Below are 13795 nucleotides of genomic sequence, written 5' to 3'. Positions count from 1 at the left end.
ATGTGTTTTGTGTAGCGGCTCATCCGAACAGTTTCGCGAAACTGTTCGGAGAATCCCCTTTGGTGTATGCCATTGAGCCTAGTTCAGGTTGGTATGCTTCGAGAGCAGGAATGCGCTGAAGTTGGCGACGCTTTCAATAGACCCCTCATCAAGCAGGTTGACCATGCGTTTTACAACCGTGCGCCGGTGTTGTCCAGGTGCTCCAGGTAGAAAGCCAATGACGCTGGTGACCTGCGGCTCACGTTCACTCCGAATCTCCTCCGCGACAAACTCTAGTAGTTCGGCGATATCGAGTTCCAGGGCTTCCGCGAGGCTCTCCAATACCTTTGCGGAGGGATACTTTTGTCCGCGTTCAATCTCCCCCACATAGATCTCTGAAAGGCCGGCTTTTTCGCCTAGTTCTTTAATTGTAAGGTTCTGTTCCTGGCGCTCGCGCCTGACGACACGGCCCAGGATTTCCTGTAAATCACCCATTGCTTTCTCCCTTCCTATGCTAACAGCATTGCTCTGGTGGTGGATATGCTAACAGCATAGCTTTTCCCTATGAGTATACGCTACTGGCGTGCTATATTCAAGTCAACGAAATGAAAAACTTTGTAGTATACACAGCGAATACACGTAGAAGCGGCATTCTCTCTATGGAAAGGCTACGCATAGAGAGGTGCATGAAAGGAGAACAGCATGTTCATGCAACGACCCATCAGGGGCTTTACGATGGAAAAGCAAGATACACATGGTTCGGCCTTTATTCCGATGGTCTATGAAGCGGCGCAGGCGGCGCAATGGGAATATAAAGTACTGACCATTGATCCGCGCGAAGAGGCGCTCCCAGATGCGCAATACTTGAGCGAGCTGGGAAAAGAAGGTTGGGTATTAACCACCATTCTTGATGAGCGGTCAACAAGTAAAGGTGGCAAGATCCATTATTACTTGATGCGGCAGAGTCAATAGGCGCGAAAGAGTTGAAAGTGTTACCTCTGGTCATGATAGGCCTTATTCATGAGAGTGTGGCGTTGACCAACGAAAGATTATGCCATAAAAAGGAGCAATAGCGATGTCAAGCTTATTAGTGCCAACCGTACTTGAGAATACTGGTCGTGGTGAGCGAGCCTATGACCTTTTCTCACGCTTGTTGCGTGACCGAATTGTGCTCGTGAATGGACCAATTGAAGATAATCTGGCGGGTCTGGTGGTAGCTCAATTGCTCTATCTCGCCGCTGAAGATAGTAAACGCGAAATCAATATGTACATTAACTGTCCTGGTGGTTCAGTGAATGCCGGGCTGGGGATTTATGATACGATGCGGGTCCTGCCCTGTCCCATCTCTACCACTTGTGTCGGCTATGCGGCCAGTTTTGGTACAATCCTGCTCCTTGCTGGTGAGAAGGGGCGGCGCTACTCGATGCCACATGCCCGTATCCATCTGCACCAGCCCTTGATGGGCGGCTTGAGCGGGCAGGCGTCGGACATTGATATTCATGCTCGCGAGATCATTCATCTGCGGAGCGAAGTGAATGATATCATTCATGCACATACGGGTCAGACGCTGGATCGTATTCAGCAGGACACGAACCGCGATTTCTATATGAGCGCGCTTGAGGCGCAGAAGTATGGCATCATTGATGAGATTCTGCCCTTCGCCAAGAAGGACCTCCCAAAAGAGGAATCTTCTGAAGAGGCATAGGCGAGGAGTCAAATCTTCTGAATGTCGCTGTATAGGGGTGAGCAAGTGTTGTGAAAAGGCTTGCTCACCCCCTCTTCCTGTTGTATTGACCTATGCGTGATACCTATATTTAAAGAGGATCGATACGCACGGAGTCTAGCTCTAGCCACTGAGGGCCGCTAGAGACAGTGCCGAAGCGCAGAACACCACGAGGGGTAGCGATAGCATACTGATTATCGAGCCAGGCTACAAAGCCCAGGGGACGTGTAGGAGGATTGGGGGCACGCAGAATAGGTTCATCGTCCACCCAGAAGAGGACGGCATTGGCATGCCATTCCAGGACATAGGTATGCCATTCCAACAGATTCGTGTTTAAGAGTGCTTCCTGGGTGCCACTCAGGCGTTGGAGCCAGCGGCTAGCCGGGCGGGTACGGCCTGTTGTGAGTGCCAGGCCGGTCGCCAGCGCCGTTGGAATAGTTGCCAGGAGCGCGCCGGGGCGCATACTATGCACGACTTGCGCTTTCCAGCCCCAGCCAGGTAGACCAGGCACCAGTGCCATATTTGAGGGCGGTGAGGCATAGAAGAACCAGATAGCCTCTGGCAGCATAAGAATATCACCACGGACAGAGAAGGGATAGTTCCAGAAGCCAAATCCCGCCGTGCCGCGCAGCATCCGCGAATCATGAGCGGTGGAGGCAGGCGTCGCGGAAGGATGTGAGGTTCGGGCGCGTACCTCCATCCGTAAAGGAGGCTGCCAGGGAAAGTCCTTGCGGGCGAGTTTGCCGTAATCATCAATCTGGGCATCGGCGTATGTGCCTTGTTGGACCTCGGGAAGAGCCATGCGTAGAATAGACTCGTGAAGCGCTATTGTGCCAGGCCCCAGACAAGTCTGTGACCAGCGTGGATGGAGTTCCTGTGTAAAGTCATCCAGCACTATCTGACGCTCCTTCTCTGCTTGCGAAACTACATTCTCTGGGTAGTGTAGTCTCTGATACAAATTGCGTCAAGGCTCACATGTATCATTGCCATGATCACTGACACCATCAGGCAGTGTCAGGTAATGGACTGTATTCTACTCAGGCTTGCGGAAGAGGGATACTAGGCTGATTTATGATGAGAGGTATCTCCATTGAGTGCATTCTGGATGGCATATTGCAAGAGATCCTCTTCAAGCTGAGCGCGTACCTGGTTCTCCGCCTCGGCATTATTGGTGTGCTGATTGTGTTCCGCCGCTGTCATAATACTCTTGCGGGTGAGGTCGTTAAAGCGCGTAAAAAACGGTTTTTGTTGCTCCTGAATGGGCATGACATGTAGCGCGATCTGTTCAGGTGCATAAAATTCTGCAGGCGAGAAGATTAAAGCTATCAAATCAGCATACTTTTGCAGGAGAGCTAAACGATTTGGCGCGCTGAAATAATTGAGTTGTGTGCTAGCTGCCGAGAGAACTCCAGCGATACGTCCTGAGTAGAGGATTGGAAAAATTGCGCAGCTTTTTTCATGTGGAGATGGAGCGACGGGTACCAGTGTCACCTCTTCTTCCAGGTTATTGACTACCTTGTAGTGAAAAATTGTCACCACGTGCCCGGCTAGCGATTCAGCACCGAGGAACATGCCATCATGCTCCAGGTTTTCCTTCCAGGGAGCAGTGCCCATTCCCTCACTCTCGTACAGGCTGCGTACCTTGCCAGTAGGGTTTGTTGGTGGCATACAACGCGCAATCCATAGGCTCATGCCCTTGTGCTGTGGATCGAGTTGCGCCAGCGCATTGCGCAGAATCTGGTTACAGAGTGTCCAGTAATAAAGATTCTCGGCAACGGTCGAGCGTGTCTCGAACAGCTCAATATAAAAGTCCGATGGAATGTTTGAAGGAGTAGTATCTTCTAGCGGGCTTGCGAATTCTTCTTGCATCAGACTCCTCCTGCAAATATGGATGTGTCGAGCATTATCGCATATATAGTAGTGGCTTGATAGACAAAAGTCAATAGTGATGGTGGCGTTGGAAAAGATAAAAGCGTTTGAGATAAAAAAAGACTCCTTAGTGCTTACGCGCTAAGGAGTCACGCCAATTACTTTTTGATGCCCACCATTTGGAGCCAGTTGCGTGGCACCTCTTGCAGCCCCAGTTCTTCGCCCGCCTGATAAACTGCGACCTCAAGAGCCTGTGCTCCCTGAGCAAGTGGGACTCCTGGCAACGCACCCTCGATAAAGAGCCAGTATTGTCCCAGATCGCGCCATGCATCGAGCGAAATATTCGCGGTTTCCTGCACGATGTCGACATGCTCGAAACCACTTTCCTGGTAAAGTCGAACATAGTCGTCACTATCAACCCATTGCATGGCGGCTGCCTTTGCCTCACGCGAGAGGCGAGCCTCGGGATGCTCTTTGCGGAGCCAGGCGACAGCACGCCGGGTCCAGAGGCGATAAAAGCGATCCGTTCCAGTGGCATAGGTGCCATTATAAAAGGCACTATTGCAGGCGAAAATACCTTCAGGCGCCAGAATGGATGCTACCATCTGAAAGGCGGTCTGCTTATCTGTGAGTAGATGGATGGCGTTGCAGAAGAATGCGAGATCTACATTCTGAACCAGTTTGGGCAGATCCTCTGATTCACCCTGAATGAACTCAACCTGGACGGATAAGCCCATTTCGTCGACGCCCTTCCTTGCTCTGCGCAACGCTTCAGCTGAAGGATCGACACCAATGAGGCGAAGCTGTGCGAGCATTCCCTGGCGTTCCATCTCTTCGATGACCAGGCGCGAGATAGCGCCAGTGCCACAGGCCATGTCAACCACGGTGATCGTCTGGTTGTCCTTCTTCTGTGACAGGTGTCCTAGCGCCTGGCGTACAAGCGCGCGGTTGACCTCTGTATAAAAGGGGTGAGCCGCGAAAGGTTCAAAGGTAAATTTATTTGTCTCGTCAGTCTCAATTAAGCCCATGTATATAGCCTCCTTAACACCTAGTGTAGGATTTCCTACTTGTTAAGAAGATTAGATACAACCCGAAACAAAAAAGTTTCAGTAGATATATATCCTGGGTCAAATAAGGAAAGAGCGGTTAATCAAAATGTGGCTGGCAAAGCATCGAGGGTCGCTTGCAAACTTATTTTGATCTTCAGTGGCCTCCGGTGCTTCACCATTGTATGGGAGGGTTAAAGCCTTGTACTGAGAAGAGGCTTTGCTGAGAAAGAGTTAAATATGCATTGCCATACCGCCATCAACGTTGAGGATCTGCCCGGTAATGAAGCTTGCCTCGGGCTGGCACAGGAATGAGATGGCAGCAGCGATCTCGTCTGGAGTGCCAAAGCGTCCGAGCGGAGTCGAATCGATCATGAATTTCCGCTGGGCCTCAGTAAGCGTTGAAGTGAGTTCGGTTGGCACAAAGCCAGGTGCGACCGCGTTGGCTGTGATATTGCGGCTAGCCATTTCGCGTGCTGTACTGAGGGTGAGCGCGATAATGGCGGCTTTGGAGGAACTGTAATTGGCCTGTCCCGCGTTCCCGAGAAGTCCTGAAATTGAGGCGACATTGACGATGCGGCCCCAGCGCGCCTTCATCATCCCTCGGAGCGCGGCCTTGGTGCAAAGGAAGGTTGAGCGTAGGTTGCTATCAATGATATGCTGGAAGTCGGCTAGTGACATCTGCAAAATAAGTTTATCGCGGGTGGTACCGGCATTGTTGACGAGGATTGTCACAGGGCCCAGGGCCTGTGCTGCCTCGGTAAAGAGACGAGTCACATCTTCTTCCTGGCTGACGTCGGCCTTGATGGCGACGCAGCGACGTCCTAACTCCTCGATGCTGCTTTTGGTATCGGCTGCGGCATCGGCGTTGCTGCGATAATTAACGATGACATCTGCTCCGGCTCGTGCCAGTCGTAGCGCGGTAGCGCGCCCAATGCCTTGTCCGCTACCTGTAACGAGGGCGATTTTCCCGGCGAGGGGAGGGTTTGTTCGTTTGCCATGCTGCTATATTCCTCTTCAAAAAGTGTTGTGGTCAGTTTGGCCCGCTATAATTGCATAGATGCAAGCATAACGTTATGAAGTGTACCACATTGCGTCTATACATGCGCCCGTGGAGCACAACAATGAATTCGCTAAGAGGATAACAGAAAAGCACAAGAGAAGGCAAGAGGCGGACATATGCCGCTTCTTGCCTATGAGGTTATTTGTTTTCTGATTCAGAAGACTGGTTATGCTCAGTGGTTGGTTGCCCGCTGAGTTTTGAGGCTGAGGCTACAACCTCTTTCTGCTCCGGCTCGATTTCGGGAAGTGCCGCGTCTTCCAAATCGAGCAAACTACTTCCAGAGAGATGTGGGGAGAGAGCGGAAGGTTCCCCTTCTAGCACATAGGAACCACTGCCTTCAGTTTCGGGAAGTGAGTAGGGAAGAAGTGTATTTGAAAGGATCCCACGCGCAGGTGAGGTATAAGGTGCTGCTTCACTGACCAATGTTTCCACTGGTTCAGGTTGCTCTTCTTTCGTTTGTTCTTCTTCTTCATAAGTTGCTGGCTCAAATGCTTCTCCCTGGGGGATAGACTCGTTTTTCTCTACTTCCATCTCTTCTTGAGGTATGGGTGTAAGCAGAGCAAGGCTTAACGGATCAAATTCCGCCAGGGATACCTCTGGTAACGGCTCTAGTTGTTTAGAAGGAGTCGTATTGAGATAGGAGAGCCACTGCATCGCGTTCTCGTCATCCACCTTGCTTTCTGTGCCACTTGTAGGGGGCTGCTCAATGGCGAGATCGGGAATATTGTTCGTTGAAGGCATGGGAGTGACGGGTGGCTCAACGGCTGGCGTCACCTGGGATGTAGGTGGTGCTGCTGGCTGCTGTTTGGTGGTGCGGATAGCGCGCATATTGGTAAGGGTGGCACCACCATCCTGATTCGTTTGAACCTTTTTAGGCTCAATGTCTAGCAGAGTGCTGTCGTCGTAAACAGTGGTACGAAGCTGTTCCGCAGTCAGATTGCGGGCATTGAGCAGATTCGCGCCGATAAGATTGGTTTTGTACAGGTCGGCGGCGAGGAAGTTGACGCCGTTCAGGTTCGCGCCGCGTAAGTCGGTATGAGTCAGGTTCGTGCCTGAAAGGTCGGCATTGGCAAGATCGGCATCTCTGAGATTGGCCCAGGAGAAGTCTGCCATAAAGCATTTGGCGTCGTGCAATATGGTCTCACTCAGATTGGCATGTCCCAGATAGCGCGAGGAGAGGTCACGCTGTGAGAGATCGGTGCCACTAAGATTGACCCGCTGCCCGCGAGGGGTTGATTTGCCGGATTGATCTTGTTTCACAGGGAGAGGCACATCTTCAACACGTGGAATGCGCGCCAGTTCGAACTCGGCGTGTGCTTGCCTGGTTGAGTTTTCGAAGGCTTGCCTCAAATCTTCACGTTGTTGGCGCTCAAACTCCTCAAGGGATTTCCAGGATGTTTGCAGGTGATGAATCTGAGCCTGGATGTGCTGCTCGATTTCGGTGAGATGCTTTTCCTGCTCCGTGCGCCACTGCTGTTGACGAGTATCCTGCGCCTTCTCCCACACTTCTTGTTGGGCCTGTGTTTGTTCGGAGGCCTGTTGCAGCTTTTTCTGCGTTCTATATGTTAGAACCAGTGCTGCAATCAAAATAATGACGCTCACGACAACTAATACTATTTCCATAATACGTCTTGCTCCACAAGTAAACTACTGAGGACCTTCTCTACATCAGTCGCGCTATTGCTGTAATCTGTATATCTCTGTGTCAGCACTGGCTGACCGGGGGACACACCTTTTAAATACCCTTCCACGGATGCGATCAGGCGCTTCTATATTGATAGCTGTTTTTGATAACTGTTTTTGACACCTGTTTCTTCAGTATAATATAACTCTCACCCTGGCTGTTTCTAGACTACAAAGAGTACTACTTGTCAGATAGACTAGAGAAGCTGAAAAACATTATAATAAGGCTGATGTGAAGAGGGAATACTGTGTCCCTCTTTGGGTACTATTGGCTTAGACAAACGGCCTATCTTGGGAGCGCGATTATGAGCAATTACCTTGTCCCAGTCTCCTTTTTGCTTGAAGAGGAGAAACGACAATTGATCTTAACGTGGAGCGATGAGCATGAGAGCTTGCATAACTGGGAAACATTGCGTTGGGCATGTCCCTGTGCCTGGTGTGCGGGCGAAGGTGGACAACCTGGCATGCTTCAGAGCCGTGAGAACCTGACTACCGAGGAGACGACGCTGGTGAATTTACAGCCCGTTGGTCGCTATGGCCTGACCCCAATCTGGGAAGATGGGCATAAGACGGGTATTTATACCTTTGAGAAGCTACGGGCTATGTGTGAATGTGATGAATGCAAGCGAAATGCTCCTCAGGTGGAAAGACATACCAGAAGGTAATAGTTACGTTAAACTTTCGCTTTGGCACCGTTTCATGTAGTAGTGATGTGTGTCAAAGCTCTACCATGTCTCCAAGGGCAACTCACGAGATGTATTAGAGCGGGAACGCAGGCTCTATTTGCATCTACTAAGGAGACTACAGTCATGAGAATGGAGACTGAGTCGTCGCGCGAGACGGCTGCGACCATGAGACCCTCGCGACGGAGACATTTTCAGGTGTCTGGTTTGGCGCTACGTGTCTTCATCGCACTAGTGCTCAGTTGGGTCCTTGTTATGATCTTCTTTGGTGCCTCTGCTGTCTCCCACTGATCCGCTGTTATAAGCAGACCAGGGGAGAGAGGTGTGGCACCTTTCGTCCTCTATCAGAAGTGAGACCACCCGGATGACCGCAGACAGAGAAAGACATCATCAACGATGCCTTTCAGTGCTTATATTATGCCTTTTGTTGTGAGCGCTGTTTGGAGAATGACACGCCCATCATCTCCACGGCTTTCTGTTCATCTTTCTGCATGATCTGCAGTGCATACGCGATATCCTTATTCGGCGCGAGTGTTATATCCGCTTGCTCCGCTTCTATGCCCTGGATGATGGCGTCCGCGACCATTTCAGGGGTGAGAAGGGCCTCGATTTGTAAATTAAAGCCTTCCTCCTGATGAATCATGGGAGTATCGACCCAGGCTGGATAGACAGTACTGACGCCAATGCCACTACCATAAAGTTCCGCGCGTAAGGCTGCACCGAAGCCTCGTACTGCCCACTTGCTTGCGACATAGCCTGTTAATATGGGTGGGGGAGCTTGCCTGCCACGGAACTGATAAGCACAAAATGACCGCTGCCCTGTTGACGCATATACGGGAGCGCAGCTCGAACGCTATGATAGGTCCCCATAAAGTTGACATCCATCAAGCGTTGCATCTCCTCACCAGTAAATAGATCGATGGGCCCTCCTTTTCCCAGACCCGCGCATGTAACCACTATACCGACTCGTCCGTTGATTGTCGCTGCCTGTTGCATCAATGCCCGAACCTGGGTCTCGTTGGTGACGTCAAGGGTGAAGGTGACCACCTGCCCCTGGGCATTAGGGAATGACTCACGGATTTCCTGAGCGACCGGTGCCAGAGCTTGTTCATTCAAATCAGCGATGACGACATGTGCTCCTCGTGCATAGAGGGCGCGCGCCGTTGCTTTGCCAATGCCGCTCGCGCCGCCAGTGACGACTGCGACCGCTCCTGAGAACTCTTTGAGGGACATTGTTCCGCTCCTCTCTGGTTGAAGACTGAAAGACAGCTAACAAATGAGCTACTGCATTTGATCTTATCTCCTCACTCTCTTGCTTGTCAAACGCCAGGTCAAGCGTGTAGAACAAATCTTATTTTGACACTTTCTGGCATGAGAGGGGGGTACGCTAATATAGGAGGCTATTTTTGTATATCTTTTCAAAGAGCGTTCCTTGCGCATAGGCTAGTAAAAGGGCATATACTATCAGTGATTTCTAGAAGAGATGATAACCCTGGTCTGGGAACTGTCTATATTTGCAAAGGAGTAACGAAGCATGTTTGTGGATTTGCGTAGCGACACAGTAACACTGCCAACACCCGAGATGCGCGAGGCAATGTATCGCGCGGAGGTGGGTGACGACGTCTATGGCGAAGACCCTACGATAAACCGTTTGCAAGAGATGGCGGCGGAGATAACGGGGAAGGAGGCAGCCCTCTTTGTGCCCACAGGCACCATGGGGAATGCCATCGCCATTTTGACGCACGCTGGGCGTGGGCAGTCAGTTATCGTAGGCAGTGAGTCGCATATTTACCACTACGAGGCTGGTGGGGCGTCGTCATTGGGTGGAGCGCCGATGTACGTGGTGCCAACGCTCTCTTCCGGTATGCTTGACCTGGAGCGTCTGCGCGATGGGATCGCGGGTCAGGAGGATGTGCATGTAGCTCCAACTGGTCTGATCTGCGTTGAAAATACGCATAACCGCTGTGGGGGCACTGTGCTCACAGTCGAACAATTAGAGTCTATCGCCAGCATCACGCATGAACATTCGATTCCCCTGCATATGGATGGGGCGCGTATCTTTAATGCAGCGGTAGCCCTGAGGATTCCTGTAAGTGAACTGGTGCGACCCGTTGACTCATTAATGTTCTGTCTCTCGAAGGGCTTGAGTGCACCTGTGGGATCGATGCTCGTCGGGAGCAAGGAATTCATCGGGCGCGCGATGCGGACTCGCAAGATGCTGGGTGGTGGGATGCGCCAGGCTGGATTTATAGCGGCGGCAGGCATTGTGGCGCTGGAAAATATGGTGGCGCGCCTTGCCGAAGATCACGCACGTTGTAAGCGTCTGGCTCAGGGTTTGATGGATATGCCTCAGATTGAGGTGAACCTGGATACTGTGATGACCAATATGGTGATTTTCCGTGTACTAGATACCAATCAACAACCTTTGAATTCGGAGGAGACTGAGCGCTTTCTCCTGGCGGCTCGCGAGCAAGGCATTTTGATGGGACAGCTCGGGTCAGGTCGTGTACGTGCCGTCACGCATTATGGCATTGAGGACGATCATATCTCTGCAACCCTTCATGGTATTCGCCAAGCTCTGCGAGATATTACTGTAGCCTGATAGACTCTCTCTTCTGATGGAGTGCATCGCTTTTGCATCAGCAGAAGCGATGCACTCCATTTAGAGCGGTCTCGCTTCTGTTCCTTTGCCCCCTCAAGCTCAAGCACCACTTTTGGACTCTCAATACATACAATGTTTTCGTGAAAACCCATAGATTGTGTTGGTAAACTTCGATTTTGGGATATTGGTATACTGGGGATAGGTGGAGCAGGTGCCTGCCGTTTTTTTCGTCTTTGAAGAAGGAGGCAACCAGACTGATGGGCGTTCAACGCAATCAGCCTTGTAATACACGTCGTCAAAATATTACTTCTCACATCTCCCGTTGGTTCTCTCTTGCTATTCATTCCATTACGCCGGGCTGGTTCTCTTGTGTGATGGGAACTGGTATTCTGGCAATCTGCCTGATTCTGTCACCTATCAAGATTCCCCTTATTGAACATATTGCTGTAGGTTTCTGGCTGATAGATCTTGTGCTTCTAGCATCTCTGCTCTTGCTGTGGTGCATTCACCATCTTCGCTATCCCGCGCGCTTTCGTATGAGCCTACAGACGTTGACACAGGCTCAGAATCTAGGCGCACCCCCTATGGCTTGCTTTACCGTCGCGAGCGGTTTTATGCTGATTGGACCTCTGGTGTTTGATGCCTCCTTCTGCGTGCTGTGCGCGCAGATCCTCTGGCTCTGTGGGGTGTTGGGGAGCTTCTTCTCTGCGATTGTTGTTCCCTACTATATGTTTACCTGCCACAACCTACAGGCCGAGCATACCTATGGAAGTTGGTTGCTGCCGGTGGTACCGCTGATCGGAGCGGCGGTGCCTGGTGCCTTGCTTGCGCCTTACTGGCCTGCCTCTCTGCACCTGGAAGTTTTGTTGCTCAGTTACGCGCTGTGGGGAACAGGGATCATCCTGGCCGCGATTACAATTGTGCTCTTTTATTCACGCCTGGCCTATCATAAGGTGCCGAAAGGCGCGCTTGTGCCGACCCTATGGATTGTTATTGGTCCGCTCGGACAATCCACAACCGCTGTCATGGCGCTAGGAAAGCAGGCAGAGAATCATCTGCCCTCACTATCAGACATTTTGCAGGGGGCGGGCATGGCCTATGGGTTGATGACCTGGGGCTTTGGTCTCTACTGGCTAGCCCTGGCTATCATGATGACCGTGCGTGCTGCGCGTGTTCATCTGCCGTTTAACCTAAGTTGGTGGTCCTTCATCTACCCAGTTGGGGTGATGACAACTGGTACCTATGCCCTGCATGAGCATGTCCCGACGCGCCTCTTTATGATCTGTGGCTTCCTGCTTTTGCTGCTGCTTACAGCCCTCTGGTTGCTCGTCTCCACTAGTACCATGCGCCATATCACACACTCCTTGCGGCAGACGCACATAAAGGCAAGTATGTTACTCCCTTCATCCTTCGACTAACGGATATGACGCGAGCTAGATGAGAGAGAGTGCTATAACAGGTGAAAACTGCTATAATTGAACCTGGATTTAAAAGCGCCTCTCTTCATTTAGCAGTCTGTAGCGCAAGGAGTGCATACTATGAACGACCCTTATTCTTCTCCACAAGAGTTTAATAGCGGACGTCACCTCGTACCGGTTCGCCTGGATGATGAAACGATCATCTATATCGAGGCAACTCCTCTCACTGATGGCATACTGGACGACCGCTATATTGGTCAAAATGAATGTCTCTCATTTGAGCGTGTGACCAACACTGTCAAAAGTCTGTCACAAACCCTGGTGAAGGTGTGGCGTGAGGTGCAGCCTAGCAAAGCTTGCGCCGAGTTCGGCCTGGAGGTTGGCTATGAATCTGGCAACCTCTCGGCTCTGCTGGTAAAAGGCTCAGGGAAAGCGAATCTCAAAATCACTCTTGAATGGGAGCGACGTGAGTCTGCTCAAGATGAGATAGCGAAGTAGGGGTTGTCTTATGACAGACCAGCAGACCTTGAGGGCATTTTTGCGACAGTGTGTGGTATCTCTGTTTATGGGCGAAACAAGTCTGGGAACTGGCTTCTTTGTTGCTCCGGGGTATATTCTGACCTGCGCGCACGTAGTACGTCAAGCGTATGAGAGTGGGCGAACACTTCTGGCATATTCCTCCATGGGCACAAGCCTTGGAGAAGCGCGAATCGAACGTTATGAGTATAGCGTCGTCCATAACCAATTGCTCCCTCATGATCCCCAGGCTAGCGAAATCTATCCCGACCTGGCATTGTTGCGTATTGCCTTGACGACTCATCCCTGTGTCTACCTGGATACGCGAGCCATTATGGAGAAAGATGAACTTTCGAGCTGTGGATTTAACGAGAAACGCTTCGCTGGTGGTGATGAGGTTGCCTTTGTCGCTGAGGGGAAAAGTTGGCTGGATGAGCGTCGCTATCTCCTGAAGCTTCGCGAAGGGCAGGCACAGCATGGACTTAGTGGCGCGCCCTTGCTGCACACACGTAATGGGACTGTCTGTGGTGTGATGCAGCAGACGCGTGGCTCTCAAAGCGACGTTGGAGGACGTGCCATTCCTACTCGGGCCGTCCTTGAGGCTCTGCCCGAACTGGTTGCCTTGCAGCAACTCGCCCATCAGGAGGATTCCCGCTGGCTCAATTGCCTGGACCCCCGCCAGCGCCATGAGCTTGTGCGCGCTACTGGAGCCTTTACGGGTCAGCGCCCTGTGCGCATTGTGGATCTGTGTTCTGACAACAAGAAGGATCTTCGCCTGCGCCAGGATTTGCTTACCCACCTGTCGATACTGCGGCGAAAGCGTGAGATGGTCCTCTGGTATGAGCGAGATATCGCGCTCGGGCGGAAGACCAATGTTGAGCTGCGCAAGCAGGTTGAGGAAGCTGACATCATTCTTCTCCTGCTCAGCCCAGACTTTTTTGCCTCGGATATCATTGATGAATTGGTGCAGATCGCGATGCGACGCTATGATCCGCCGTGTGTCAATGTCGTTCCTATCCTGATGCGTCCGGTGGAAGACTGGCGGACACAGTCTTTTGGAGGCCTACAACAGCTTCCACTCGATCGAAGCTTTCTCAGTATCGGGCAAACCGAGGTCAAACTGACTGAGGTTGCGCGCGCTATACGCCTACTCGTCGAACAGGTCTGGCAGGCCATGACAGCATAAGGTGCTTTTAGGAGAGAGGGGACCTTC

15 protein-coding genes and 1 pseudogene are annotated in these 13795 nt (G+C 51.6%); 8 read left to right on the top strand and 8 right to left on the bottom strand.

Annotated elements, in window-relative coordinates:
• Positions 1-78: 78 nt before the first annotated feature.
• A complete protein-coding gene (locus K3T82_RS40420) occupies positions 79-474 on the bottom strand; it encodes a helix-turn-helix domain-containing protein (RefSeq protein ID WP_220199162.1) in 396 nt (131 codons plus the stop codon).
• 213 nt (positions 475-687) lie between these two features.
• Between K3T82_RS40420 and K3T82_RS40415 the strand changes: the two genes are divergently transcribed.
• Both K3T82_RS40415 and K3T82_RS40410 read left to right on the top strand, forming a co-directional pair.
• Positions 688-951 (top strand): DUF4177 domain-containing protein, encoded by a 264-nt coding sequence (locus tag K3T82_RS40415; RefSeq protein ID WP_220199161.1) that lies wholly within the window; start codon positions 688-690, stop codon positions 949-951.
• A gap of 103 nt (positions 952-1054) precedes the next feature.
• Positions 1055-1684: an ATP-dependent Clp protease proteolytic subunit gene (locus K3T82_RS40410; RefSeq protein ID WP_220199160.1), complete on the top strand. Its 630-nt coding sequence runs from the start codon at positions 1055-1057 to the stop codon at positions 1682-1684.
• 109 nt (positions 1685-1793) lie between these two features.
• Here K3T82_RS40410 and K3T82_RS40405 read toward each other — a convergent pair whose 3' ends face one another.
• The 5 genes from K3T82_RS40405 to K3T82_RS40385 form a co-directional block, all read right to left on the bottom strand.
• Positions 1794-2597: a hypothetical protein gene (locus tag K3T82_RS40405; RefSeq protein ID WP_220199159.1), complete on the bottom strand. Its 804-nt coding sequence runs from the start codon at positions 2595-2597 to the stop codon at positions 1794-1796.
• A 164-nt stretch (positions 2598-2761) separates the two neighbouring features.
• Entirely contained in the window at positions 2762-3571 is an 810-nt protein-coding gene (locus K3T82_RS40400; RefSeq protein WP_220199158.1) for a GAF domain-containing protein, read from the bottom strand.
• Between the two features lie 158 nt (positions 3572-3729).
• A complete protein-coding gene (locus tag K3T82_RS40395; protein ID WP_220199157.1) occupies positions 3730-4599 on the bottom strand; it encodes a class I SAM-dependent methyltransferase in 870 nt (289 codons plus the stop codon).
• 252 nt (positions 4600-4851) lie between these two features.
• The gene (locus K3T82_RS40390; protein ID WP_236031869.1) at positions 4852-5553 is read right to left on the bottom strand and encodes a 3-oxoacyl-ACP reductase family protein; all 702 of its coding nucleotides are present in this window, start codon (positions 5551-5553) and stop codon (positions 4852-4854) included.
• Between the two features lie 265 nt (positions 5554-5818).
• Positions 5819-7303: a pentapeptide repeat-containing protein gene (locus tag K3T82_RS40385; protein WP_220199156.1), complete on the bottom strand. Its 1485-nt coding sequence runs from the start codon at positions 7301-7303 to the stop codon at positions 5819-5821.
• A gap of 365 nt (positions 7304-7668) precedes the next feature.
• Here K3T82_RS40385 and K3T82_RS40380 point away from each other — a divergent pair, with 365 nt between their 5' ends.
• Both K3T82_RS40380 and K3T82_RS40375 read left to right on the top strand, forming a co-directional pair.
• On the top strand, positions 7669-8028 hold the full coding sequence (locus K3T82_RS40380) for a gamma-butyrobetaine hydroxylase-like domain-containing protein (RefSeq protein ID WP_220199155.1): 360 nt from the start codon (positions 7669-7671) through the stop codon (positions 8026-8028).
• Between the two features lie 144 nt (positions 8029-8172).
• Entirely contained in the window at positions 8173-8337 is a 165-nt protein-coding gene (locus K3T82_RS40375) for a hypothetical protein (RefSeq protein WP_220199154.1), read from the top strand.
• 124 nt (positions 8338-8461) lie between these two features.
• On the opposite strand, the gene K3T82_RS48545 is transcribed toward K3T82_RS40375, so the two are convergent.
• Complete coding sequence (locus K3T82_RS48545) at positions 8462-8689, bottom strand: hypothetical protein (protein WP_236031852.1); 228 nt, start codon at positions 8687-8689, stop codon at positions 8462-8464.
• Positions 8690-8737: 48 nt separating this feature from the next.
• A pseudogene (locus K3T82_RS40365) lies at positions 8738-9279 on the bottom strand (SDR family oxidoreductase); the annotation flags it as partial.
• 301 nt (positions 9280-9580) lie between these two features.
• On the opposite strand from K3T82_RS40365, the gene ltaE reads away from it, so the two are divergent.
• The 4 genes from ltaE (at position 9581) to K3T82_RS40345 (ending at position 13768) form a co-directional block, all read left to right on the top strand.
• Positions 9581-10648, top strand: coding sequence for a low-specificity L-threonine aldolase (gene ltaE, locus K3T82_RS40360; protein ID WP_220199152.1), 1068 nt, complete (start codon positions 9581-9583; stop codon positions 10646-10648).
• A 257-nt stretch (positions 10649-10905) separates the two neighbouring features.
• Entirely contained in the window at positions 10906-12066 is a 1161-nt protein-coding gene (locus K3T82_RS40355) for a TDT family transporter (protein ID WP_220199151.1), read from the top strand.
• A 120-nt stretch (positions 12067-12186) separates the two neighbouring features.
• Positions 12187-12564 (top strand): CU044_2847 family protein, encoded by a 378-nt coding sequence (locus K3T82_RS40350; RefSeq protein WP_220199150.1) that lies wholly within the window; start codon positions 12187-12189, stop codon positions 12562-12564.
• Positions 12565-12574: 10 nt separating this feature from the next.
• Complete coding sequence (locus K3T82_RS40345; RefSeq protein ID WP_220199149.1) at positions 12575-13768, top strand: trypsin-like peptidase domain-containing protein; 1194 nt, start codon at positions 12575-12577, stop codon at positions 13766-13768.
• Positions 13769-13795 lie beyond the last annotated feature (27 nt).

The organism is Ktedonospora formicarum (assembly GCF_016587355.1).
Lineage (GTDB): Bacteria > Chloroflexota > Ktedonobacteria > Ktedonobacterales > Ktedonobacteraceae > Ktedonobacter > Ktedonobacter formicarum.
This window is presented reverse-complemented; position numbering and strand designations above follow the sequence as displayed.

Bases quoted from the DNA above. Each gene is read 5' to 3' on its own strand.
- K3T82_RS40410 (WP_220199160.1), top strand. From the start codon at position 1,055: ATGTCAAGCTTATTAGTGCCAACCGTACTTGAGAATACTGGTCGTGGT.
- K3T82_RS40420 (WP_220199162.1), bottom strand. From the start codon at position 474: ATGGGTGATTTACAGGAAATCCTGGGCCGTGTCGTCAGGCGCGAGCGC.
- K3T82_RS40350 (WP_220199150.1), top strand. From the start codon at position 12,187: ATGAACGACCCTTATTCTTCTCCACAAGAGTTTAATAGCGGACGTCAC.
- K3T82_RS40395 (WP_220199157.1), bottom strand. From the start codon at position 4,599: ATGGGCTTAATTGAGACTGACGAGACAAATAAATTTACCTTTGAACCT.
- K3T82_RS40355 (WP_220199151.1), top strand. From the start codon at position 10,906: ATGGGCGTTCAACGCAATCAGCCTTGTAATACACGTCGTCAAAATATT.
- K3T82_RS40380 (WP_220199155.1), top strand. From the start codon at position 7,669: ATGAGCAATTACCTTGTCCCAGTCTCCTTTTTGCTTGAAGAGGAGAAA.
- ltaE (WP_220199152.1), top strand. From the start codon at position 9,581: ATGTTTGTGGATTTGCGTAGCGACACAGTAACACTGCCAACACCCGAG.
- K3T82_RS40415 (WP_220199161.1), top strand. From the start codon at position 688: ATGCAACGACCCATCAGGGGCTTTACGATGGAAAAGCAAGATACACAT.
- K3T82_RS40400 (WP_220199158.1), bottom strand. From the start codon at position 3,571: ATGCAAGAAGAATTCGCAAGCCCGCTAGAAGATACTACTCCTTCAAAC.
- K3T82_RS40345 (WP_220199149.1), top strand. From the start codon at position 12,575: ATGACAGACCAGCAGACCTTGAGGGCATTTTTGCGACAGTGTGTGGTA.
- K3T82_RS48545 (WP_236031852.1), bottom strand. From the start codon at position 8,689: ATGATTCATCAGGAGGAAGGCTTTAATTTACAAATCGAGGCCCTTCTC.
- K3T82_RS40385 (WP_220199156.1), bottom strand. From the start codon at position 7,303: ATGGAAATAGTATTAGTTGTCGTGAGCGTCATTATTTTGATTGCAGCA.
- K3T82_RS40375 (WP_220199154.1), top strand. From the start codon at position 8,173: ATGAGAATGGAGACTGAGTCGTCGCGCGAGACGGCTGCGACCATGAGA.